The sequence below is a fragment of the Nonomuraea turkmeniaca genome, assembly GCF_005889735.1.
In the GTDB taxonomy this organism is placed as follows: domain Bacteria; phylum Actinomycetota; class Actinomycetes; order Streptosporangiales; family Streptosporangiaceae; genus Nonomuraea; species Nonomuraea turkmeniaca.
Window position 1 is genome coordinate 1 of the sequence record NZ_VCKY01000039.1, and the last position, 21,447, is coordinate 21,447.

Below are 21,447 nucleotides of genomic sequence, written 5' to 3' on the forward strand. Positions count from 1 at the left end.
ATCCTCGGGGGGTCTACGGGGTCGGGCAGTGGTTCCCGGGATGTGGTGGCGAGGCTGCCATCGGGGTGGGCGAGCGGGAGTTCGTCGAGGCCTACCGGGAGCGGGCCGGGACGTCGCCCGGCTATCCCGCCGTGCAGGCCGCGGCCACCGCGATCATCGCCGCGCACTGCGTCGCGGCAGCGGGGAGCACCGAGCGGGGGGCGTTGTGGACCGTCGCCGGTGCTCTGGAGACCACCACGTTGTACGGCACCTTCAAGATCGACCCGCGCACCGGCGCCCAGGCCGGCCATCGGACGACGCTCACCCGGTGGGAAACCGGCGGCCCCGCCGCCATCCGGCGGGAGTGACCCTCCGGGAATGATCTCACTGTCCGTTACGGAGCGTGATGCATCCGGGACGGCGCTACGGCCCGCGCCGCCGGAGCGGGCGCGGGCCGCGTGGAGGGTGTCAGACCCGGCTGATGCGGACGGCGTCGGCGATGACGAGGCCTGTGCCGGACGTCCATCTGCTCACGCCGACCACGTTGTACGTGCCCGCGTTGAGGGTGAACGTCCCGATGCTGCGCCAGGCTCCGCCGCCGGAGCGTTGGTCGACGTACACGGTCTGGTTGCCGCTCGACGTCGCCACGATGTACGGCGTCGAGCTGTTGTACCCGGGATCAGCCGGATGCCAGACCTCGACCCGGTACGTGCCGGCGCTGGGGATCGCCGCCGACCACCACGCCGGGTCGCTGGCGGCGACCGGGTCGGCGAAGCGGTAGTCGGCGCCGTGGCGCTGGCTGGAGTAGGCGGAGGTGCCCCAGTTGGCGCTGGCGGTGAACTGGCCGGCCGTGGTGTTGTCCACGGTCGTCGTCCACGACGGGGTGCCGCCACCGGTCACGTAGTTCATGTACGTGGTCCAGTTCCAGTGCGAGCCGGGGTCGGTGTGGGTCGCGCCGGGGACCTCGTTGTGGCCGATGATGCCGGTACGGGTCTTCGGGATGCCGTACTTGTCGCAGAGCGCCCGCGTCAAGCTGGCCGAGGCCCGGTACATCGCGTCGGTGAACCACGAGGCGTCGTTGACGAAGCCCTCGTGCTCGATGCCGATGGACCGGTTGTTGTAGGTCGAGTTGCCCGCGTGCCAGGCGACGTCCTTGTCCCGCACCATCTGGGTGATGGCGCCGTTGGACGACTTGACCACGTAGTGGGCCGAGACGTTGGCGCTGGGGTTCTGGAACCAGGAGATGGTGCCCGCGTACGAGCCCTGGGTCACGTGGATGACCACGCGGTCGATGTTGTAGTCGGTCTCGCGGTTGGCGACGCGGTAGTTGCCGGAGTTGGCCGCGACCCAGGCGGCCGGCGGGTAGTCGGGGCTGGCGACCTCGGCCTGCGCGTTCAGGTCGCGGGTCTTGGCGTACGCGCCGCGGTCGGCGGTGACCTCCTGCGGCTTGACCTGCACGCCGCGGGCGTCGATGCCGAGGCCGAGCTGCTCGTACACGGCGTCGGCGTACAGGCGGGCCAGCTCGGGGGAGGAGGCGTTGGAGTACTTGGCGACCGCCTGGTACCAGCGGCCGATGTCCTTCCTGGCGGTCTCGTCGAGGCCGAGCGCGTCGGCGTGGGAGCGCAGGACCGCGGCGCCGCCGAGGATGTTGGCCGCGTCGTCGGTCTTCAGCTGCTCGACCGGGAGCTTGGTGAGCTCGGCGGCCTTCTCGAGTGAGTGGTTGGTCGGGTTGCTGACCAGGTGCGTCATGCCGTAGCCGCCGCTGGCGCTGGGCTCGCCGTTGTGGCCGTCGAGGTGGGTCTCGGCGTAGGCGAGGGCGACGAGCAGGTCGCGTGGCACGTCGTGCTCGGCTGCCGCCTTGGCGAACGCGGCGGGCAGCGGAGCGTCCTTGGCCCCGCTGGTCGGCGCAGCCATGGCCGGCTGGCCTGCGGCGATGAGGAGGACGGCGAGAATCGAGGTGGCGAGGGCTGCTAATCGCGTGCGGGCGAGAGTCATGGGTGCTCCTCGTTCACAAGGGTGACGGGTGCAACGTATGGCATGTCCTGACTGATGTCGATAATTGACATTACTTCGGTGTTAGGTGAAACTTTCCGCCCATTCGTTTCGTGAAGACTATTGCGCTTTAGTCTCGTAGACCTGAAACTTCCCTTCGTGACCGCGCTTCTGCGTACCGTCTTAGCGGCACTCACGGCCGCACTCGTCAGCATCGTCACACCGACCTCCGCCGCAGCCGCCTGCACGACCGATCCCGCCACCCCCAAACGCCAGCTCAGGGCCATGTGGGTCTCGTCGGTCGCGAACATCGACTGGCCCAGCCGCACCGGGCTGAGCGCCTCGGCGCAGCAGGCCGAGTTCCGGGCCTGGCTGGACCTGGCCGTCGCCAAGCGCATGAACGCCGTGGTCGTGCAGGTCAGGCCGACCGCCGACGCGTTCTGGCCGTCGCCGTACGAGCCGTGGTCGCAGTGGCTGACCGGCACCCAGGGCGGCAACCCCGGGTACGATCCGCTGGCGTTCATGGTCAACGAGGCCCACGCCCGCAACCTGGAGTTCCACGCCTGGTTCAACCCGTACCGGATCGCCAACCACGACGACCCGACCAGGCTCGTCTCCACGCACCCGGCGCGGCAGAATCCGGGCTGGCGCTTCGCCTACGGCGGCAAGCTCTACTACAACCCGGGCATCCCGGCGGTACGCGACTTCATCGAGGACGCGATCATGGACGCCGTCTCCCGCTACGACATCGACGGCGTGCACCTCGACGACTACTTCTACCCCTATCCGGTCAGCGGCGCGAGCATCCCGGACGCGGCCACCTACCAGCAGTACGGCGGCTCGTTCAGCAACGTCGCCGACTGGCGGCGCGACAACGTCAACCTCCTCGTCCGGGAGCTCGACCAGCGCATCCACGCCGCCAAGCCGCACGTGTCCTTCGGGATCAGCCCGTTCGGCATCTGGCGCAACTCCGGCACCGACCCGCTCGGCTCGCGCACGTCGGGGCTGCAGTCGTACGACGCCATCTACGCCGACAGCCGGCAGTGGGTGAAGCAGGGCTGGGTCGACTACATCTCGCCGCAGATCTACTGGCACATCGGCTTCTCCACCGCCGCCTACGAGGTGCTCACCGCCTGGTGGTCCGACGTGGTGCGGGGCACCGGCGTGCAGCTCGTCGTCGGCCAGGCCGCCTACCGCGCGGGCGCCTCCGGCCAGGACGCCGCCTGGCAGGACCCGGCCGAGCTCAGCGACCACCTCACCGACAACAGGAAACATCCCGAGGTCGTCGGTGATGTCTACTTCAGCGCGAAGGACGTCAAGGCCGATCGGATCGGCGCGATCACCAGGCTCGTCAACGCCCACTACACCAAACCGGCGCTGCCGCCCGCCCGCGGCTCGGCCGCCGCTCCCGCCGCGCCGGCCATCACCTCCGCCACCCAGGTCTCCAACGGCGTCCAGCTGGCCTGGACCGGGTCGGGCACCTCGTACGCCGTCTACCGCGTGGCCGGCTCTCCCTCCGCGGCCGATCCGTGCTTCTTCGCCGATGCCCGCAACCTGATCACCACCACCAGGAAGACCACGTTCACCGACACGACCGCCAGTGGGACGCAGACCTACTACGTGACCGCGCTCAACCGGACGCACCAGGAGAGCGCGCCGAGTGCGGGCAAGCCGGCCTCCGGCGGTTCCGCGTTCAGCGTGGTGGTCGACAATGCCGGGTCCGGCTTCACGGCAAGCGCCACCTGGGGCACCTCGACGTACTCGACGCAGCTGCACGGCACCGACTACCGCTTCGCCGACCCGGTCGCGGCCAGTGATCCCGCCTGGTTTCAGGCGTCCATCCCGAGCGCGGGCAGCTATCGGGTGGAGATCTGGTATCCGGCCAGCTCCGGGTACAACAGCGCGACACCGCACATCGTGGCGGCGTCGGGCGGCAACCAGACGATCACGGTGGACCAGCGGTCCGGGGGCGGGGCGTGGCGCAACATCGGCACGTTCTCCCTCAACGCGGGCACGTACAACGTGGTCGGGGTGAGCCGCTGGACCTCCACGACGGGGTACGTCATCGCCGACGCCGTCCGCATCACCAAGGTCTGAGCCGGGGGACCTCGGAGGGTGGGCAGGCCGGGTCGGTGATCGTACGATGAGCCGGTGGACGGTGCCCGTCCGCGGCCTGCCGACGTGGTCGCGGTCCTCGTCGCGGCAGGCTTGACGCTGACGACCGGTTCCGCGGGCCCGCTCCTGCCGATCCTCCTGGCCGCCGCGTTGCCGGTGGTGTGGATGCGCCGAGCGCCGCTCACCGTGGCGTGGATCGCCGCCGGCACGGCGGTCGCGCTGCCCGCGCTCTGCGTGCTGGCCCCGTCCGCCGTGCCGCCGCTGTACGAGGTGCTGGTGTGGCCGCCGTCGTGCCCGTTCGCGGTGTACGCGGCGATGCGGTTCGCGGCCGAGCGGCAGCGCCGCACCCTGCGCTGGCTGCCGGTGATCACGATCGCCCTGGCCGTGCTGCTGCTGGCCGAGTGGCCGGCCGCCGCGCCCCTCGTCCTGCGTACCGAGGTGGCGATCGCGCTGGCGGTGCTGTACGGCCTGTACGCGGAGGTCAGGGCACGGCTGGACCGGGCGCTGGAGGAGCGGGCCGAGCGGGTCGAACGCGAGCGGCTGGCCGGCGAGATCCACGACGTCGTCACCCACCGCGTCAGCCGGATGGTGTTACAGGCCGGGGCCCTGGCCGACGCCACGGCCGACGAGCGCGGCAGGGTGGCGGCGGATGAGCTGCGCACCACGGCCTTCGAGGTGCTGGACGAGCTGCGTCACATGGTGGCGTTGTTACGGCGCGGCACCGGGGAGGGCTTCGACCTGGGACTGCCGCTGCCGGACCTGCGTTCGGTGATCTCGGAGTCCGCCCGCGCCGGTGTGCCCGTGAAGCTGGTGGTGTCCGGCACGCCGGTCCCCGTCTCCGGCGCGGTGGGGCGGACGGCGTACCGGGTGGTCCAGGACGCCCTGGCGAACGTCTGCGACTACGCGCCCGGCACGGACGCCCGGGTCGAGGTCCGCTACCTCCCTGGCGTCGTCCGGATCAGCGTCAGCCATAAGCCCCCGGACGAGGGCCTCGGGCAGGAGGACGCGGGTGGCCTGCACGACGTACGGCAGTGGGTCGAGCTGGCCGGCGGCACGCTCAAGGCCGGCCCGGTCGAGGACGGGGGCTTCCACGTCGAGGCCGTCCTGCCCACGTCACCACCTTGATCCAGACCGGTCTCTCCTCAGTCGCCGTACGGGTCGAGCAGCCGGCCCTTCTCAGTCGCCGTACGAGTCGAGCAGGCGACCGAGCTGGGCGTTCGCCTCGGCGGGGTCGAAGCCGGGCAGGGCCTCGCGCATGAGTTCGCGGGCCTGACGCTCGGACTCCTCCCGGCCCAGGCGCACGGCCGCCAGCACCTCCTCCGCCAGCGTCCTGGAGTCCAGGCGCAGCGCGCGCGGACCGAAGGTGACCTCCAGGACCCTGCCGTTCGGATCAACGGCGGCCTTGACCTGGCCGGAGGGCCCCTGCCCAACGCCGACGATCTTGTCGAGCTCCTCCTGGGCGGTCTCGAGCCAGCCCAGCATTCGCTCTCCCTGGCGCCCGATCTCGTCCAGGTCCCGGTCTCTGATGTCCGTGGGGTCCATCCCGTGGGAGTACACGCTTGCCTCCAGCCTAGAGAAGATCGCGAGCCACTTGCTCGACCCTGGCGCGGACGAACGTCTCGTCGAGCGGCGCGGGCATCTCTGGGACCTCGGACATCGCCGTGCCCGCGATCTCCTGGGCCTGCCGCGCCGCGTCCTCCTGCGCCTCTTGGAGCACCAGCGTGACCTGCCGGCCGAGCTCGGCCTCTCCCAGCCGCAGTGCCCGCGGGTCGATGCGCAGTCTGGTCAGGTCGCCTCTGCCGTCCGCGGTCGCCTCGATCAGCCCGTCCTTGGTCTCCGCCTGGCCGACCACCTCCAGGATCCTGGCCTGCGCCGCACGCAGGCCGCGCATGGTCTGCCTGGTCTTGGCGAGCACCTGCTCGAGGTACTCGAGGTCGTCTTCCGGCGCTGGTATCGGCATGTCGTACTCCGGCAGTCAGCGAGTCAAGTCCCCCAGTGTAGACATATCCGTAGTGGATCTTTAGCAAGTGTCGCTAATGGAGGGAAGAGTCCCGTGATCCCGGTATGTCACGCTATGGTCATTGGGCATGACGGGACTTGAGATGTCCATGGGGGCAGTGGGGCAACAAGCCACCCGGATCACGATCCACGGTGACGACTCCACGGCGGCAGCCCAGGCGTACGGCCAATCCGGAGACGGCGTCTCCTCCTGGGGCGACGATGGCCTGTTCGGCATGTTCACCAGTGCGTACGCCGAATGCCGGCAGATCGCCGCCGCCGCGCTCAGCGGCCTGTCCGGGGAGATCGGCGCGACCGGCGAGAGCCTGCACACCGTGGCCAGGAACATGGGCGACACCGAGCTGGCGAACACCCAGGGCCTGGGACAAATATGGGGGTGAACCTGCCGCCCGAGCTCGCCGGGATCATGTCGATGCTCGGCCCCTGGCCGAGCATCAGCGAAGACAACATGAGAGCGGAAGGCAACACCGACCGCGCCGCGCGCGCCCGTGTGTTCCCCGCGGCGGAAGGAGCGGACTCGGAGGTCCGCAACACGCAGCAGGTTTACCGCGGCGCCTCCGCGACCGCCATGGCTCGGCACTGGAACCCGGTCGCGAACGACCATATCGCCCAGGCCTCGGTCGCGATGAGGACCGGCCCGATGATCCTTGACGGCACCGCCTCGGTGGTGTCCGGGGTGAAGCTCGCCGCGGCCACCCAGGCGGCGGCAGCGCTGATCGACGTCAACAGGCTGTTGCTGGTCGGCGGCGTGGCCGGCGGCGCGGCGGCCACCGCACACATTCTCGCCCGCCGCCGGGTCGTCGGCGCGATCCTGCGCGAGGGCAGCGAGGGCACCGGGAAGGTGCTGGCTCCCATGTTGCGGCAGCGGGTCATCGAGCCGATGCGCCGCATCCTGGAGAGCCTGCGCCGCCCGGGAGGCCCGGGACTCAACCCGGCATTCGCCGGGGCGGGCCGGAGCGTGCGCTGGCGGCCGACGACCGTGGGGCCGAGAGCGACTACCGGCCCCCGCCACGTGCGCGACTACCTGGCCACCATGGGCCGCAGTAACAAGAACGCGAGGACTGGCGGCAACGGCCGCCGCGGTGGTGGCGGCCGTCGCGGTGGCGGCAGCGGCGGGCCCGCCAACAGCACCGACGGCACCACGGGTCACGCCTCCGTCCGCCAGGGCCAGCGGAACATCAGCGACGACATGATCGAGCAGACGAAGCGGAACGGGCAGAAGAAGTCTGGCAACAAGCCGGGCACCACTGTCTATGAGACCCAGAATGTCCGTGTGGTGACGAACAAGAGTGGTGGCATCATCTCTGCCATCTGGAAGGGCAAGAGGAAATAACTGCCGCTGAGAGGTTTGACGTGCGGATCGAACATGACGACGAGAACGACGTCGCCTACATCTATCTGGTGGAAGAGATAGGCCAAGGGGAGGCGGAGTCGCAGTTCCTGGTGGAGCGTGAGGGGATGCCGGGGGAAGTGGTGCTGGACTTCGACGCGGAAGGCCGTCTGCTGGGCCTCGAGGTCATCGGAGCATCGGCGATTCTCCGTCCGGAGGTTCTCGCGTGGTCCGACGAGGACGACGACGAGCCACCCTCTCCTCCCGCCCCCTACGGTCCCGTCTATCCGTGACCGTGCGCCAGGAGTTTCCTGGCCAGGAGGACGAGCCGGTCGGCCGAGCGCGACTGGGGTCGGAGGCGGTGGTCCTTCCCGGGTACGAGCGGAAACGTTCCTGGGAAGGATGTTCCGCCGCCGTCTCCGGGTGAGTGTGGAGCCATGGATCGATCGATCAGGGTGGCCGCCTTGGTGGTCGTGGCCGTCCTGCTTGTTTCGTGCGGCGGGCAGAGCACCGCCGCTCCACCCACCCAATCCACTCATTCTGGCCATTCCGGCCACATGGCCACGCCCACGACCGCCCCGCCCCGGCCCGGCGAACGGTTCGTCACGCTGACCATGGCGGAGCCGTACACGCCGGGTCCGCCCAACGGCGGCACGGACGACTCACGCCGCCACCCCCGGCCAGGGCTACACGTGCTTCGGCGACTCGGGCGTCGACGAGGCGTCCTGGGTGGCCCACTGGGCGCCCGGCACGAACGAGACGCTCCTCGACGCCGAGTACGGCTACGAGCTGCCGCCAGGCAGCCAGCTCGTCATGCAGGTCCACTACAACCTGCTGGGCGTGGAGGGCAAGCCGGGCACCGACCGCTCGGGGATCCGGCTGCGCCTCGCCGAGCGGGAGCTGACGCCGCTCGAGACCGCGTTGTTCCCGGCGCCGGTGGAGCTGCCGTGCACGCCGAAGGAGTCGGGCCCGCTGCGCGACCGGGCCGCCGCGGTGAAGGACGTCGCCGCCAGGTTCGGCAAGGACGTCGAGCAGCAGCTGACCGACCTCGCCGAGTTCTGCCGCCCCAAGCCTGGACCCACGCAGCACTGCGATCTGCCTGTCGGGGGCCCGGCCACCGTGCACGCCTTGGCCGGTCACATGCACCTGCTCGGACGTGCCATCAAGGTCGAGCTGAACCCCGGCACACCGGGGGCGCGCACATTGCTGAACGTGCCCGACTACAACTTCGACGACCAGGCGCTTCGTGTGCTCCCCGCACCCGTCCAGGTCAAGAAGGGCGACGTGGTCCGGGTGACCTGCACGCACGACGCCGGCCTGCGCGCCCTGCTGCCGCAGCTCCAGAAGACGCCGCCGCGATACGTGGTGTGGGGTGACGGCACCAGCGACGAGATGTGCCTCGGCATCGCCATCGTGTCCGCCGCCTAGGATCCGTAGATCACCGACAGGAACCGCACCAGCACCGCCTCCCTGCCGGCCGGGGGGAGCGCGTCCAGGACCGCGTTGACCATCGCCATCTCCGGCTGCCCCGACCCCGGCCGCAGGTCCACTCCCACGGACGCGGCCAGCTCGGCGAAGGTGGCGTCGTCCAGCGCCTCCAGATCCAGGCCCGCCACCAGCTCGACCAGCCCATCGGGCAGCACGACGGGACCGCGCTCCGCGGCGGCGGCGGCCGAGTCGGCGATCACCTTGAGCATGGCGTCGACCCCGGCCAGCGTCACCCCGGTCACGGTGATGTGCAGGTTGGCCGGAATGCCCGCGTACGACAGCTGGGGTTGCAGGAACCAGCCCCGGCCCCGGGCCTCGTCGGCCAGGACGAACACGTCGATGCCGTCCCCGGCGAAGGCCACCAGCGACGACTCGGGCTCGCCCAGCACCCGCAGCCCCGGGATCGCGGCGATGCCGTCGCGGAGCCGGGTCGTGGCCTCCAGCGTGACCCGGCCGAGCTCCTCGTACCCCTGCCGGCCCAGCGCCTGCAGGGTTGCCCAGGCGCCGCCGAGGGGGCCGGCCGACCTGGAGCTCTGGACGGTCGCGTTGATGATCGTGTAGCCGGGCCAGGCGGCCGACGCGAAGTACGCCTTGCGCCGCATCGCGGGGTCGGCGAAGAGCACGACCGAGGCGCCCTTGGGGGCGTACCCGTACTTGTGCAGGTCGCAGGAGATCGACGTGACGCCGGGCACGGACAGGTCGAACGGCGGGACCGCGGCGCCCGCCGCGCGCAGCCAGGGGAGCAGCCACCCGCCCACGCACGCGTCCACGTGGCAGGGGACGCCGGCCGCCGAGGCCACGGCGGCGACCTGCTCGATCGGGTCGATCACGCCTTGCGGATAGGACGGCGCCGAGGCGACGACCAGGATCGTGTCCTCGTCGACGGCCCCCTCGACGTCCTCCGCCCGCACCCGGTACGTCTCCAGGTCCACCGGCACGGCCACGACCTCGACGCCGAGATAGTGGGCGGCCTTGTGGAAGGCGGGATGGGCGGTGACGGGGACCACCAGCTTGGGCCGGGCCCGGCCGCCCATGTCCCGTGCCGCCTTCACAGCCAGCATGATCGACTCGGTGCCGCCGCTGGTGAAGATGCCGTGCCCGCCTCCGAGCACGTCGGCGACCGCGCCGACCACCTGCCGCTCCATCTCGACCACGCTCGGGAACGCGGTCGGGTCGAGGCAGTTGACCTCCAGCATCTCGAAGTACGCCCGCGCCGCGGCGTCGTTGACCTCGGCCCGCCCGGTGTCGTAGACGTAGGCGGTCACCTGGCCGCCGCGCACCGGTAAGTCGTGCTGCTTGAGCCTGGACACCTCGGCCAGCAGGTCCTCGGCGGGCCGTCCGATGAGGGGAAGGTTCACGCAGGCTCCTCCGGGAGTGCGAGTGTGCGGTGGAGGGTCAGGTGCAGGTGGGCGCGGAAGCGGCGCAGGGCCGCTCGATCGCCCGGACCCCGTCGGCGCCCCTCGGCGTCCAGCACGCCGCCCTTGGCGAACCCGTGCACCGACCAGATCACGGTCCAGATCGTGTACTCCAGATCGACGGCGCCGTCGATCACGCCCGACTCCGCAGCGGGACGCAGCGCGGCGGCGACCGAGGTGACCAGCGGCTGCACGTACGCCCGCTCCAGCTCGGTGATGTCGCTGGCGTCCGAGAGCCAGCGATGCATCCACAGCGCGGGGATCTCGGGGTTGTCCACGCAGAAGTCGAGGTAGTCGTCCACGAGCCGGTGGATGGCGACGACCGGGTCGTCGCCGGGCAGCCGGTCGAGCGCCTGGTCGAGCGCCGCCTTCTCCACCTGGTGAGCTCGCTCCATGACCGCCAGGTACAACTCCCGCTTGCCGCCCACGTGGTAGTTGACGGTGGCGATGTTCATTCCGGCGGCCTCGGCGATCTGGCGCGTCGAGGTGCCGTCGTAGCCGAGCGCCGCGAACAGCCGCGTCGCGACCTCGATGATGAGGGCGACCTGCCCGCCGTCCGCGGATGTCATGCGCCGAACATAGTTCGCCACCCCCAACCGGTCAATCACTTGATGGAGTGCGGCCTCAATCCGGCGCCCAGTACTTCTCCATGATCTGCTCCAGGTGCCGCACCACCGGCTGCCAGCCGGCGGGCAGCGTGTAGCGGCTGGCCCGGCGCCGGTCATGGGCGAGCGTGTATTTGATGAAGTCGGCTCCCGGCGGTCGCGTCTCCGACCGGCCGATCCTCAGCTTCTTCAGGTACGTCCGGAGCCTGCGCTCCTCCTTGCCGGTGAGGCACTTGTCGATGACCGGCCCCGTGCGCCGGTCCAGCCGCACGCAGCCGTCGCGGTACACGATCATGTGATCATCGAGCCCCGCGAAGCCGCCCTGCTTGCGGAGGTCGACCAGCACCCTCTTTTGGGCGTTCTGGGTGTTCTGTGTGGAGACGGGCATGGCGCCGGCTGGTGTCGCGGAGGCGCTCAGCGTCAGGGCGAGCGCCGGCAGGAGCACGATCCGCCAGATTCTCCTCATGCTCCTTGGACGGCCCCGGACGGTGCCAGGATTCATCGGAGCGCGTCCCGCGGCGTCAGGGGCCGGCCGGCGGCTCGACCGCCGTCATGGGGTGGACGGTCGCAGGACGAGGGACGCGGCTGCCTGCATCCGTCTGGCCTCGGCCTCCACCAGCGCCTGGCCCTCGTCGGTGATCCTGAAGTAGCGGCGGTTGCGGCCGTTGACGACCTCTTCGCGGTCCACGGTGATCACGCCGCGCTCGTTCAGGCGTTCCAGGATGCCGTAGAGGGTGCCGACCGACGGCTGGACCCGGCCCCCCGACAGCTCCTTGATCGACTTGCTGATCGCGTGTCCGTGCAGCGGCCCCACGCGCAGGGCGGTGAGCACGAAGTACATCGGCTCGCTGACTTCAGACGTTCCCCTCGGCATGGGCTGACATTATTCCGTTGAACGGAGCGTCGGCAATGCCCGGCGGCCAACGAGCAGGCCGCCGGGCGTGCTGGATCACCTACACCGGTCGCCGTTCAGGTGGAACACCTCGGGTGCCGGGTTGGGTCCCCAGGGGTTCGTGCCGGTGAAGCCGAAGGCCACGGACTTGCCTGGCCTGATCTTGCTCTGGCTTCTGGCGGTCACCACGGAGCCGGACTGCGACAGCTCGGCGCCCCAGTCCTGCCGGACCCGCTGGCCGCTCAGGAACGACCAGCGCAGGCTCCAGCCGTCCACGGTGTGCCTGCCGGTGTTCTCGATCACGACCTGAGCGGTGAACGAGCCCGAGCCGTGGGCCGTGTAGCGGACCCGGCAGTCCGAGCGCTCGCTCTTGTCGGCCAGGAACGCCGACACCCAGGCCAGCGGGGAGTTCCAGTTGATGGTCAGCTCGTTCGTCGACCACGACTCGATGTCGTCGATGTAGCAGAACTGCGGCTTGCAGCCCTGGAGCAGCCGCTGCGCGAGGGGGTCCTGGATGCTGGAGTTCGGGCCGCCGGACAAGGTGCCGCGCGGCGGGTTGGGCAGCGCGGGGTCGAGCTGGCGGGCGTACCAGCGGCTGTGCTGGTTCTGCGAGGCCACCTCGCCGTAACCGGTCACGTACGACTGGTTGAGCGCGTTGCGCCCGAGGATGTAGTCCATGCCCTCGCGCACGGCGGCCCGGTACTTCTCCTGCCCGGTCAGGTCGAACGCGGTCGCCATGACGACCATGTTGTTCAGCACCAGGTTGTTGGAGCCCCAGTCGAAGTCCGGCGGGTTGTACGGGAGGCCGTACGGGTGCGCCTTCTGGATCGCCAGGTACTTCTCGGCGCCCTGGACCACCGACTGCCGCACCCGCGCCCGGTCGGGCAGCCCGTTGGGCACGGTCGCCAGGTCCAGGCGGCCGAGCTGGGCGGTGTTGCCCCAGTCGAAGCCGCGGTCACGCCAGACGTCGCCGGTGTGGTGCGGCGAGGCCAGGACGAAGTCCTTGAACTCCTTCTCGCCCGTCGTGATGTACAGCTCGGCCGCCGCCCAGTAGAACTCGTCGGTCACGTCGGCGTCGCTGTAGGCGCCGCCGCCAGTGCCGTCGTTCGGGTCGGCGTACCTGGCCGGGTTGGCCTTGGCGGCCGCCCACGCCTTGCGGGCCGCCTGCAGGTTCTTGGCGGCGAACGCGGGGTCGTACGGGGCGTACAGCCTGGCCGCCTGCGCCGCGGTCGCGGCCAGGTTGAGCGTGGCGGCCGTCGAGGTCGGGTGCAGCTCGCGCAGCTGCGGGTCGAGGTGCGGCAGCAGCGGGAGCCCGGTCCAGTTCTGGTCGTGGATCTTGTGGTGCGCCATCCCGGCGAACGGCTTTCCGTCCGGCACCTGCATGCTCAGCAGGAACTCCTGCTCCCACCGGGCCTCGTCCAGGATGTCGGGCCTGCCGTTGCCGCTCTCGGGGATGTTCAGCTGGCCGTCCTTGAAGGCCGCCTTGTCCCGCTCGTACGTGGCCATGAGCTGGTAGACCGAGATGCCGCCGTTGACGACGTACTTGCCGTGGTCGCCGGCGTCGTACCAGCCGCCCTTGACGTTCAGCGAGTAGTCGCAGACGCCCGGCTGGCACGGCACGCTCACGTCGCCCTGGTTGGGTGCCACGCCGACGTGCCCGGCCGGCCTGCCGTACCCCGGCCGGAGGCTGTCCAGGATCTCGATGCCGCTGCGCTGGGTGTAGTAGAACTTCAGCGCGTCGGCGGGCAACTGGTCGTAGATGCCGGCGTCGATGTCGAACGGCCGGCTCGTCTCGCCGTCCGCCGTGATCGTGTAGCCCTTGCCGGGCTTGCGGAAGCCGCTGAAGTCCAGCGTGTGCACGTTCTGCCCCGAGCTCGCGTCCACGCCTCTGGGGGTGGTCTTGCCCTGGGCGACGGTCTCCTTGGCGGCGTTCTTGAGCTCCCAGTCCAGCGCGGTCGTCGCGGTGGTGACCACGGTCGCCTTCTTGGGGGCCTCGGGGAGGTAGCCGACCATGTTCACGCGGACCCGCGGGCCCGTGTCCGGCTCGTAGACCTCGGGCTCCGCGCCGCCCTTGAGCGACACGTCGTCCATGCAGAACCTCCAGGGCTCGGCGCTGCCGCCCAGCTGGAACACGACCTGGGAGTTCGGCAGCGACACGGGGGCGCTGAACGTGTAGGAGTAGGAGTTGCCCGAGACGCTCATCTCGGGCGCGGCCGACAGATACTGCGTCCACGGGTCCACGGGAAGCTGGATCAGCGCCCTGCCGACCTTGGCCGGGGCCGCGGAGGCGGAGAATTTGTAGGCGTACGTCTCGCCTTCCACCAGCGGGATGTCGTTCTGGCCGATGATGACGTCCCACGGGTTGGCGGTGCCGCCGGGGATGTCGGCGCAGAGCCGTCCCTCATCGACGGCGAGCGTGACGTTGGCGGTGCCCCACCAGGGGGCGGTTCCGGCGTCGAAGGTGCCGTTCACGATCTGCTCGGGCCCCTCGTCCGCGGCGTGCGCCGCCGTGGCGGGGGACAGGGCGACCATGGTGAGAAGGGCCAGTAAGGCGGCCCGGCTTCGGGTCATGGAGGTCCTCTGGAGGGTTGGGAGCGCTCCCAATGGCGCGCTCCCGATCCTCCTGTCCCGTTGCCGCCGCGTCAACGGGTGCGCACCATCGCACCCTGAAGAAGGTGAAAGTTTCACGACCGGGTGAGCTCTTCGGCCCTGCGGGCGGTCGTACGGTGCTGAGGGCCCAGCCGTAACCCGGCGAGGCCTACCAGCGTCACGGGCCGCCGGGTCGCCACATCGGCCAGAACAACGTCCCGTCCGGTAGCGCGAACGGCTCGCGGACCTGGTAGCCGTGGCGCGTGTACAGGTCCCTGCTGCCGGCGCTGCTGGCCTCCAGGTAGGCCGCCGCGCCGCCCAGCCGGTCGTGGTGGTGGCGCAGCAGCGCCGAGCCCAGCCCCTGGTTCTGCCGGTCCGGATGCACCGCCAGGAACGCCAGGTAGTGATGCGGCTCGGCCGGATGGTGCTCCTCGAACAGCCCGTCGAGCACGCGGAAGTGCTCGACCCACTCCCCGGCGCACTCGGCCAGCCGGCGGTCGTAGTCGGGCGGGGCGGGCAGCGGCGCGGTGTGCGGGAACCAGACCGCGGTCGCGTGGCCGTCGTCGATGAGGTGGATCTCGCCGTGCTCCAGCGCGTGTTCCACGAGGATCCGGAAGTCGGCGGTCAGGACCTTGTGGCGTTCCCTGCGGTCAGGCACGAGGTAGCTCACCACCTTGAGCTGGGCGAACGCGGTCGCGATCAGCTCGGCCACCTGTGCCGCGTCCTCTTCAGCCGCACGCCGGATGTCCGGCCGCATGACGAAGGTCTCTCCCATGGCCTATCCCCTCTCGTTCGATCAGGTGAGGTCCCGGGTGGTGGCCGCCTTGGCGCCCATCCCGACCTGAGAGTAGACCGCGGGTTGTCTGGACCGCAGGGTGATCGCCCACAGCAGACCCACGACGACGGCGACGCCGTAGACCGCGGGCAGGATCCAGGCCAGCGGGTCCCCCTCGGGCACGCCCAGCAACGTCCCGAAGTTGTCCAGCGCCAGCCACACCATCACGGCCAGCGCGATCGCGGCGGGCACGGGCGCGACCAGCCGCCGCGCGACGGTCTCGCCGCTCGGCTCGCGGAGGAAGAACACGATGATCGCGATGGACGTCACGAAGATCAGCAGCAGCACCCCGAACCCGCCGAACGAGCCGCCGTAGAAGAACAACTGCACCAGCGGGTCGAGCCCGAGCAGCGCATACACCGCGATGACGACCAGCCCGAACACGCTCTGCGCGATCGAGCCTGCCTTGGGCGCGCCGCTGCGGGCCCGCGTCCGGCCGAAGACGGCAGGCAGCACCCGCTCGCGACCGAGCGCGAAGAAGTAGCGGGCGGTGGTGTTGTGGAAGGAGATCATCGCCGCGAACACGCTGGTCGCGAAGAGCACCCTGGCGATGTCCACCACCGTGCCGCCCAGGTGTTGCGCGGCGAGCACGAAGATGGTGTCCGCCTGGTCACGCTGCGCCGTGGCCACGATGGCGGCCGGGCCGGTGGCGACCGTCATCGCCCAGGACGACAGCGCGTACAGGCCCGCGATGATCGCCACGGCCGAGTAGGTGGCCAGCGGCACCGTACGTCGCGGCTCGCGGCTCTCCTCCGAGAACACCACGGACGACTCGAACCCCACGAACCCGAGCGTCGCGATCACCAGCAGCGCCCCCACGCCGGGCTCGAACAGCGCGCCGGGCGACAGCGTCTCCATGGAGAAGCCGGAGGGCGCCGGGTTGATCAGGTCGGCGAGGTCGAACAGCAGGATGACCGCCACCTCGGCAGTGAGCAGGACGGCCAGCAGCCGGCCGTTGACGTCCACCCGCATCACGCCCAGCACCGCCACGAGCGCCCAGGCGATCAGCGACACCACCCACCAGGGCGGCGTGACGCCTGCCCACCGTTCGATCAGCGGGGTCGTCGCCGCGCCGAAAGCGCCGTACAACCCGACCTGCAGCGCGTTGTACGCGATCAGCGCCACCCAGGCGGCCGCGATGCCCGCCGGGCGTCCGAGCCCGCGGGTGACGTAGGTGTAGAACGCGCCGGCGTTGGCCATGTGCCGCGCCATCGCCACGTACCCGACCGCGAACACCGCCAGGACGATCCCCACCACCAGGAACGCGACCGGCAGGCCGGTGATCCCGGTGATCGCGTACGCGGTGGTGACCACCCCGGCGACGACCGTGAGCGGCGCCGCGGCGGACAGGACGAAGTAGACGACCGAGGGTGCGCCGAGCCGGTCGGCGGCGAGTGCGCCGCTGATCGGGTCGGACTCGGCGGATTTCACGGTGCGCATCGTGTTCCTCTCTGGGGGGTGCCGTTCTCGGGGGATCGGGCCGGTCAGATGCGGTACGTGAGGACCGCGTCGCCCACGGCCGCGCCGACCTGGCGGCTCAGGTCGCTGAGTGGCTGGGGCATCGCGGCCAGCAGCGTGGTCAGGTACTGCCGGGCGACGCGGCGGTCGGACGGTTCGTCGAGCACGGTGCCGGTCAGATCGCACGCGTCCACCAGCGTCGCCAGCGCCATGTCCTCCGGCGACAGCGGCTGGCGCCGAACCAGCCCCAGCCGCAGCCGCGTCACGGGCCACATGGCGCGGCTGAAATCCGTGGAGAAATAGCGGGGTTGTCTGCGCTTGAGCAGTTTTGGGGTTTCGCGTTGGAGCAGCCCGGCCGACTCCAGTCGCCCGCTCACGTCCGCCACTGATCGTTGTGCGAGATACGCGAGCCATGTGCGCACGTCGGTGTGGTGTGAGGAATTGCTGATTTCGGACAGCACATTGTCGGCCACCTTCTCGCCGACCGGTCGCGCGTCGACCATGCCGAGGCGCACGCCGCGCACGGAGATCCGCTGCGCCAGCACCAGCTCCGCGATCAGGGCGCCGGCCAGGCCGAGCGCGATTCCCTGGAGGTGCAAACGAGACCTGCCCGAGCCAGTCGTATCCCAGGCGACGAGGAAGAAATCATCGGCAAGCACCTTGAATCGGTCCGCTCACTATCGCTCTTTGGGATGACCGGCATAGGGACGCGGCAGGTAGCCGCCAGCGGAAATATCTATCAAGAAAGGTCATCGCCCGGGTAGGCCCATTTATGACAAGTCCAGATAATGACGGAATTAACGCTTAATGTGCTGTTTTATCCGGTAGTCGATACGAATGGCCCAGGTCGGCCGGGTATTGGGCGGGCCGCCGAGTGCCCGGTACGGTCGGGACCATGCGCGCGTACCTCGTGGCACTCACTGCGCTGGCCTCACTGTCCACCGCGTGCGGCGGCGCCGTGCCCACCGCGAGCGAGACGGCGCTGCCCGCGGCGACGCCTCCCACTCAGTCGCCCGTCACCCGCTCGCCTGCCGCGCGGGCGCTGGAGGGGAAGGTCGTGGTGCTCGACCCCGGGCACAACGGCGGCAACGCCGCGCACCCGGAGGAGATCAACCGCCAGGTCGACATCATCACCGGCCGCAAGGCCTGCAACACGACCGGCACGCAGACCGACGACGGCTTCCAGGAGCACGCCTTCACTTGGGACGTCGCCGGGCGGCTCAAACCGATCCTGGAGCGTATGGGCGCCAAGGTCGTGCTCACCCGGCCCAACGACAAGGGCGTCGGCCCGTGTGTCACCGAGCGGGCCGCCATCGGCAACGAGGCCAGGGCGGACGCGGTCCTGTCCATTCACGGGGACGGCGCCGCGCCGAGCGGGCACGGGTTCCACGTGATCATGCCGGGGCTGCTTCCCGGGCACAACGACGACGTCGTCAAGCCGTCCCGGCGGCTCGGCCACGCCGTCCGCGACGCGTACCGGAAGGGCACCGGCATGCCGTACGCGAACTACATCGCGCACGAGGGGCTGGAGACCCGCACCGACCTGGGCGGGCTCAACCTGTCGAAGCGGCCGGCGGTGTTCATCGAGTGCGGCAACATGCGCAACCCCGGCGACGCGGCCAAGATGTCCGATCCAGCCTTTCGCCAGCGCATGGCCACCTCCCTGGCCAACGGGATCAAACGTTTCCTGACCGAGTAGCCGCGACCGCCGCCTCGGAGAGCCGGCCGAAGCGGCGACCGCGCGCTTGGCCCTCAACCGTCTCGGCAGAGCGGCTTGCCTCCCACCACGCACGCGATGTCGCCGAGCTGACAGCTCAGCAGGGTCCCGTCCATACCGAGCACGAGGACGAGATCGCGCCGAGATGGATGAGCCAGCATGACCCTGCCGACCACGCCGTTGTCCAGGACAACGGTCGGGCGGACTGCCGCGTTCTCCATGCCCTCGTGACTCCTCTCCGATGGGGACCCTCCTCACCAGGATGCACAGGCCGATGTCCAAAGCGCATCGGCCATCCGGCTGTATTTACGGTCCTGCTAGGCAGTACAATTCCGCGCCCGCCCCCGGCCCGGGTAAACGAGAACGTGTTCTCTTCCGGCTGCTCGTCCCGGCGAGGGGGCGCAGTAGGATGGGCGCCACGGAGTACCTGGCGAAGGAGACCGCCCTCACGTGACCGAGCTAGAACGCGTTCCGCCCGGCGTCGACCCGAGTGTCCCGAGTTCAGCGCGGGTGTACGACTATCTTCTTGGCGGGAAAGACAATCTCGCCATCGACCGAGCCGTCGCCGAGAAGCTCCTCGCCGTGGCCCCGGACACGCGCCTGGTGGCCAAGGCCAACCGCGCGTTCCAGGTGGGGGCCGTACGCCACGTGGCCGAGCTGGGCGTACGCCAGTTCATCGACCTGGGGACCGGCATCCCGACCTCGCCCAGCATCCACGAGACCGTCCGCGAGGTCAACCCGGCCTGCCGGGTGATCTACGTGGACAATGACCCGGTGGTGCGCATGCACGCCCAGGTGCTGCTGGCCGATGCCCCCGGCATCGCCTCCATCCAGGCCGACCTGCGCCGCCCCGCGGACATCCTCGACGACCCGCACGTCACCGGCCTGATCGACTTCGAGCAGCCGGTCTGCGTGCTCATGGTCGGCGTGCTGCACTTCGTGATGGACGAGGAGGACCCCGCCGGGATCGTGGCGGCGTTCAGGAAGCGCATGGCGCCCGGCAGTTACCTGATCATCTCCCACGCCATGGCGGAGAGCGCCCCGGAGGCGATCAACCAGCTCCAGATGGCGACGGCCGGCACGGCGGCCCAGGGCAGGTTCCGCGCGCACGAGGACGTGCTGCGGTTGTTCGACGGGTTCGAGCTGGTCGGGCCGGGCCTCGTCCCCGTCCACGAATGGCAGGTCGACCCGGCCGAGGATCATCTCCCGCTGCTCGACAGTGTGCCGCAGCTCCTGATCAAGGGCGGGGTGGGACGGCTCATAGCCTGATCGACCTGATGATCCGGTCGAGGTGGGGGACGAGCGGCTCGGAGGCCATCACGGTCACGACGACACCCTCGCGCTCGACCCAGCCGGCGTACCTGCCGTGGCCCAGCGCGCCGTCCCCCACCTTGGTGAGCACCTTGCGGCCGCCGATCTTCGCGGTCTTCGTGGCGGCGAAGGTTCCCAGCGTGACCGGCATCTTCTTCAACTGGGCGAGCTTGCGCGCCTCTGGCCAGCACATCACCCGCACCCACAACGACCGGTGCTTCATGTCCACGTCGTCCCGGCCGTCCGACCACACGTAGCCGTACTCGGTGATGCCGTTGTCCTTGCCGACGACGACCTCGCCCTGCGTGAAACCCTTCGGGAGGTAGTGCAGCCGGACGCCCTTGAGCGCCTTGTAGCCCTTCGCCGGCTCATCGGTCCTGGACTTCGCGTTGGCGGGAATCGGGCACGAAGGGCGGCCGGCAGCCTGGGCGCCGGCGGGGGCGGCGATCATGGTCGTGGCGATGGTCGCGGCGGCGGACAGGGCTGCGAGCTGCTGAAATCTGTTCACGTCGGGGTTGGATGCGGCGGATGTGACAAAAGTTCAATACGTCTTGAGGTCGATGTCGGTCGCGAACTTGTCGCCCATCTTCATCATCAAAGCCAGCAGGAAGCGGTACTTGAAGATCCAGTTGCGCATCCGGATCCCGGCCGGGGTCCCGGGGGCGAGGAAGGGGCCGGCGTTGCCGTTTTTGGCGATCTTGGCGTATCCGCGGAGCAGGCGCTCGTACTCCGCGAAGGCCCCGTGGTGATCGCCGCCGGCCGCGGCCAGCTCGCCTGCCAGCACGTACGCGCCCACCACCGCCAGGCCGGTGCCGAAGCCGCCCAGCGTGTTGCCGTACGCCGAGTCGCCGAGCAGCACCACGCGGCCGCTGCTGTAGCGGTCGATCCTGACCTGGCTGATCGAGTCGAGGTAGACATCGCCGGCGCGGCGCACCGCGCTCATGATCGCGGGGACCCGCCAGCCCATGCCCGCGTAGGCTCGCGTCAGGAGCTCCTTCTGCTGGCCGGCTTCGTAGCGGTCGTAGTCCAGCCGGTCGGAGGCGAAGACGAAGAACGCCGGCGCCTTCGGCCCGCCGACCGCAGCCAGTCTGCCGGGCTCGTTGTACATCATCGGGACCGGGCCGAAGTCCTCGTCCAAGTCCACCAGCGCGTAGTAGTGGCCGAGATGCCGCACATAGTCGGACTCAGGGCCGAAGGCCAGGCGGCGGACGTTGGAGTGGATCCCGTCCGCGCCCACGACCAGGTCGAACGTGCGGGGGGCGGAGCGTTCGAACGTGGCGTGCACGCCGTCGGCGGTTTCGGTGAGCGAGGTGATCGAGTCGCCGAAGACGTACTCGCAGGACGGGGCCGTCTTCTCGTACAGGAGCCTGGACAGGTCGCCGCGCTTGATCTCCAGGTCGCCGCCGGTGAACTCGCCGGGCAGGACCGCCAGCGTACGGCCGTTCGCGTCGACGATCAGCTGGTCGGTGCCGCCGGTCTGGAGCTTGCGGACCTCGTCCAGGATGCCCATGCGGGTCAGGACCGTACGGTGGGTCTCGCCCTTGAAGTCCACGGTCTGGCCGCCGAGGCGCAGCTCCGGCGTCTTCTCGACGATCGTGACGTGGAAGCCGTAGCGGACGAGCCAGTGGGCCAAGGCGGGACCGGCGATGCCGGCGCCGGAGATGAGGATGTTTCCGTTGCTCATGCCAGGCAGCCTCGCCGG

The 21,447-nt window shown here is 70.0% G+C and carries 23 protein-coding genes; 9 read left to right on the forward strand and 14 right to left on the reverse strand.

The genetic code is table 11. The features are described 5' to 3' along the window. A partial coding sequence (locus ETD86_RS14100) for an ABC transporter substrate-binding protein (RefSeq protein WP_170223073.1) occupies positions 1 to 347 on the forward strand: 347 nt, incomplete at its 5' end. Between the two features lie 100 nt (positions 348 to 447). Here the strand turns inward: ETD86_RS14100 and ETD86_RS14105 are convergent. After that, complete coding sequence (locus tag ETD86_RS14105; RefSeq protein ID WP_138666601.1) at positions 448 to 1,974, reverse strand: golvesin C-terminal-like domain-containing protein; 1,527 nt, start codon at positions 1,972 to 1,974, stop codon at positions 448 to 450. A 156-nt stretch (positions 1,975 to 2,130) separates the two neighbouring features. Between ETD86_RS14105 and ETD86_RS14110 the strand changes: the two genes are divergently transcribed. Both ETD86_RS14110 and ETD86_RS55090 read left to right on the forward strand, forming a co-directional pair. Continuing rightward, entirely contained in the window at positions 2,131 to 4,068 is a 1,938-nt protein-coding gene (locus ETD86_RS14110) for a family 10 glycosylhydrolase (RefSeq protein WP_138666602.1), read from the forward strand. A 54-nt stretch (positions 4,069 to 4,122) separates the two neighbouring features. Further along, on the forward strand, positions 4,123 to 5,211 hold the full coding sequence (locus tag ETD86_RS55090; RefSeq protein ID WP_170223074.1) for a sensor histidine kinase: 1,089 nt from the start codon (positions 4,123 to 4,125) through the stop codon (positions 5,209 to 5,211). Between the two features lie 51 nt (positions 5,212 to 5,262). Here the strand turns inward: ETD86_RS55090 and ETD86_RS14125 are convergent, their stop codons facing one another. Continuing rightward, positions 5,263 to 5,628 carry a YbaB/EbfC family nucleoid-associated protein gene (locus tag ETD86_RS14125; protein ID WP_138666603.1) on the reverse strand — a complete coding sequence of 122 codons (366 nt, stop codon included), beginning with the start codon at positions 5,626 to 5,628 and terminating at the stop codon, positions 5,263 to 5,265. A 28-nt stretch (positions 5,629 to 5,656) separates the two neighbouring features. Then, positions 5,657 to 6,046, reverse strand: a complete 390-nt coding sequence (locus tag ETD86_RS14130; protein ID WP_138666604.1) for a YbaB/EbfC family nucleoid-associated protein — start codon at positions 6,044 to 6,046, stop codon at positions 5,657 to 5,659. Between the two features lie 127 nt (positions 6,047 to 6,173). Here ETD86_RS14130 and ETD86_RS14135 point away from each other — a divergent pair, with 127 nt between their 5' ends. The 4 genes from ETD86_RS14135 (at position 6,174) to ETD86_RS14150 (ending at position 8,863) form a co-directional block, all read left to right on the forward strand. Further along, positions 6,174 to 6,485: a hypothetical protein gene (locus tag ETD86_RS14135; protein ID WP_138666605.1), complete on the forward strand. Its 312-nt coding sequence runs from the start codon at positions 6,174 to 6,176 to the stop codon at positions 6,483 to 6,485. After that, positions 6,482 to 7,438 carry a hypothetical protein gene (locus tag ETD86_RS14140; protein ID WP_138666606.1) on the forward strand — a complete coding sequence of 319 codons (957 nt, stop codon included), beginning with the start codon at positions 6,482 to 6,484 and terminating at the stop codon, positions 7,436 to 7,438. Before ETD86_RS14135 ends, ETD86_RS14140 begins: the two co-directional genes overlap by 4 nt. 20 nt (positions 7,439 to 7,458) lie before the next feature. Continuing rightward, the gene (locus tag ETD86_RS14145) at positions 7,459 to 7,728 is read left to right on the forward strand and encodes a DUF2283 domain-containing protein (protein WP_138666607.1); all 270 of its coding nucleotides are present in this window, start codon (positions 7,459 to 7,461) and stop codon (positions 7,726 to 7,728) included. Positions 7,729 to 8,164: 436 nt separating this feature from the next. Continuing rightward, positions 8,165 to 8,863 carry a monooxygenase gene (locus ETD86_RS14150; RefSeq protein WP_211370033.1) on the forward strand — a complete coding sequence of 233 codons (699 nt, stop codon included), beginning with the start codon at positions 8,165 to 8,167 and terminating at the stop codon, positions 8,861 to 8,863. On the opposite strand, the gene ETD86_RS14155 is transcribed toward ETD86_RS14150, so the two are convergent. From ETD86_RS14155 to ETD86_RS14190, 8 genes are all read right to left on the reverse strand, one after another. Beyond that, on the reverse strand, positions 8,860 to 10,281 hold the full coding sequence (locus tag ETD86_RS14155; protein WP_138666608.1) for a pyridoxal phosphate-dependent decarboxylase family protein: 1,422 nt from the start codon (positions 10,279 to 10,281) through the stop codon (positions 8,860 to 8,862). The genes ETD86_RS14150 and ETD86_RS14155 overlap by 4 nt on opposite strands. After that, entirely contained in the window at positions 10,278 to 10,907 is a 630-nt protein-coding gene (locus ETD86_RS14160; RefSeq protein WP_138666609.1) for a TetR/AcrR family transcriptional regulator, read from the reverse strand. Before ETD86_RS14160 ends, ETD86_RS14155 begins: the two co-directional genes overlap by 4 nt. A 55-nt stretch (positions 10,908 to 10,962) precedes the next feature. Continuing rightward, positions 10,963 to 11,409, reverse strand: a complete 447-nt coding sequence (locus tag ETD86_RS14165) for a hypothetical protein (protein ID WP_138666610.1) — start codon at positions 11,407 to 11,409, stop codon at positions 10,963 to 10,965. An 84-nt stretch (positions 11,410 to 11,493) separates the two neighbouring features. Beyond that, positions 11,494 to 11,817 carry a PadR family transcriptional regulator gene (locus ETD86_RS14170; RefSeq protein ID WP_138666611.1) on the reverse strand — a complete coding sequence of 108 codons (324 nt, stop codon included), beginning with the start codon at positions 11,815 to 11,817 and terminating at the stop codon, positions 11,494 to 11,496. Positions 11,818 to 11,892: 75 nt separating this feature from the next. Next, on the reverse strand, positions 11,893 to 14,406 hold the full coding sequence (locus ETD86_RS14175; protein ID WP_138666612.1) for a glycoside hydrolase family 9 protein: 2,514 nt from the start codon (positions 14,404 to 14,406) through the stop codon (positions 11,893 to 11,895). 196 nt (positions 14,407 to 14,602) lie between these two features. Continuing rightward, complete coding sequence (locus tag ETD86_RS14180; protein ID WP_211370034.1) at positions 14,603 to 15,199, reverse strand: GNAT family N-acetyltransferase; 597 nt, start codon at positions 15,197 to 15,199, stop codon at positions 14,603 to 14,605. 21 nt (positions 15,200 to 15,220) lie between these two features. Continuing rightward, complete coding sequence (locus tag ETD86_RS14185; RefSeq protein WP_246147899.1) at positions 15,221 to 16,690, reverse strand: APC family permease; 1,470 nt, start codon at positions 16,688 to 16,690, stop codon at positions 15,221 to 15,223. 53 nt (positions 16,691 to 16,743) lie between these two features. Beyond that, a complete protein-coding gene (locus ETD86_RS14190; RefSeq protein ID WP_138666614.1) occupies positions 16,744 to 17,376 on the reverse strand; it encodes a GOLPH3/VPS74 family protein in 633 nt (210 codons plus the stop codon). A 236-nt stretch (positions 17,377 to 17,612) separates the two neighbouring features. Between ETD86_RS14190 and ETD86_RS14195 the strand changes: the two genes are divergently transcribed. Next, positions 17,613 to 18,416: an N-acetylmuramoyl-L-alanine amidase gene (locus ETD86_RS14195; protein WP_138666615.1), complete on the forward strand. Its 804-nt coding sequence runs from the start codon at positions 17,613 to 17,615 to the stop codon at positions 18,414 to 18,416. Positions 18,417 to 18,469: 53 nt separating this feature from the next. On the opposite strand, the gene ETD86_RS14200 is transcribed toward ETD86_RS14195, so the two are convergent. Next, entirely contained in the window at positions 18,470 to 18,655 is a 186-nt protein-coding gene (locus ETD86_RS14200) for a hypothetical protein (RefSeq protein ID WP_138666616.1), read from the reverse strand. Positions 18,656 to 18,884: 229 nt separating this feature from the next. Between ETD86_RS14200 and ETD86_RS14205 the strand changes: the two genes are divergently transcribed. Beyond that, complete coding sequence (locus ETD86_RS14205; RefSeq protein WP_138666617.1) at positions 18,885 to 19,703, forward strand: SAM-dependent methyltransferase; 819 nt, start codon at positions 18,885 to 18,887, stop codon at positions 19,701 to 19,703. Here ETD86_RS14205 and ETD86_RS14210 read toward each other — a convergent pair. Next, positions 19,693 to 20,253, reverse strand: a complete 561-nt coding sequence (locus ETD86_RS14210) for a hypothetical protein (protein ID WP_138666618.1) — start codon at positions 20,251 to 20,253, stop codon at positions 19,693 to 19,695. The two genes, ETD86_RS14205 and ETD86_RS14210, sit on opposite strands and share 11 nt — an antisense overlap. Positions 20,254 to 20,286: 33 nt before the next feature. Then, entirely contained in the window at positions 20,287 to 21,429 is a 1,143-nt protein-coding gene (locus ETD86_RS14215; protein ID WP_138666619.1) for an FAD-dependent monooxygenase, read from the reverse strand. Positions 21,430 to 21,447: the final 18 nt, after the last annotated feature.

What these genes read in the sequence shown, in the direction of transcription:
- ETD86_RS14105 (WP_138666601.1), bottom strand. Translation starts at nt 1,974, where the DNA reads ATGACTCTCGCCCGCACGCGATTAGCAGCCCTCGCCACCTCGATTCTC.
- ETD86_RS14125 (WP_138666603.1), bottom strand. Translation starts at nt 5,628, where the DNA reads ATGGACCCCACGGACATCAGAGACCGGGACCTGGACGAGATCGGGCGC.
- ETD86_RS14130 (WP_138666604.1), bottom strand. Translation starts at nt 6,046, where the DNA reads ATGCCGATACCAGCGCCGGAAGACGACCTCGAGTACCTCGAGCAGGTG.
- ETD86_RS14135 (WP_138666605.1), top strand. Translation starts at nt 6,174, where the DNA reads ATGACGGGACTTGAGATGTCCATGGGGGCAGTGGGGCAACAAGCCACC.
- ETD86_RS14160 (WP_138666609.1), bottom strand. Translation starts at nt 10,907, where the DNA reads ATGACATCCGCGGACGGCGGGCAGGTCGCCCTCATCATCGAGGTCGCG.
- ETD86_RS14165 (WP_138666610.1), bottom strand. Translation starts at nt 11,409, where the DNA reads ATGAGGAGAATCTGGCGGATCGTGCTCCTGCCGGCGCTCGCCCTGACG.
- ETD86_RS14170 (WP_138666611.1), bottom strand. Translation starts at nt 11,817, where the DNA reads ATGCCGAGGGGAACGTCTGAAGTCAGCGAGCCGATGTACTTCGTGCTC.
- ETD86_RS14175 (WP_138666612.1), bottom strand. Translation starts at nt 14,406, where the DNA reads ATGACCCGAAGCCGGGCCGCCTTACTGGCCCTTCTCACCATGGTCGCC.
- ETD86_RS14180 (WP_211370034.1), bottom strand. Translation starts at nt 15,199, where the DNA reads ATGGGAGAGACCTTCGTCATGCGGCCGGACATCCGGCGTGCGGCTGAA.
- ETD86_RS14195 (WP_138666615.1), top strand. Translation starts at nt 17,613, where the DNA reads ATGCGCGCGTACCTCGTGGCACTCACTGCGCTGGCCTCACTGTCCACC.
- ETD86_RS14200 (WP_138666616.1), bottom strand. Translation starts at nt 18,655, where the DNA reads ATGGAGAACGCGGCAGTCCGCCCGACCGTTGTCCTGGACAACGGCGTG.
- ETD86_RS14215 (WP_138666619.1), bottom strand. Translation starts at nt 21,429, where the DNA reads ATGAGCAACGGAAACATCCTCATCTCCGGCGCCGGCATCGCCGGTCCC.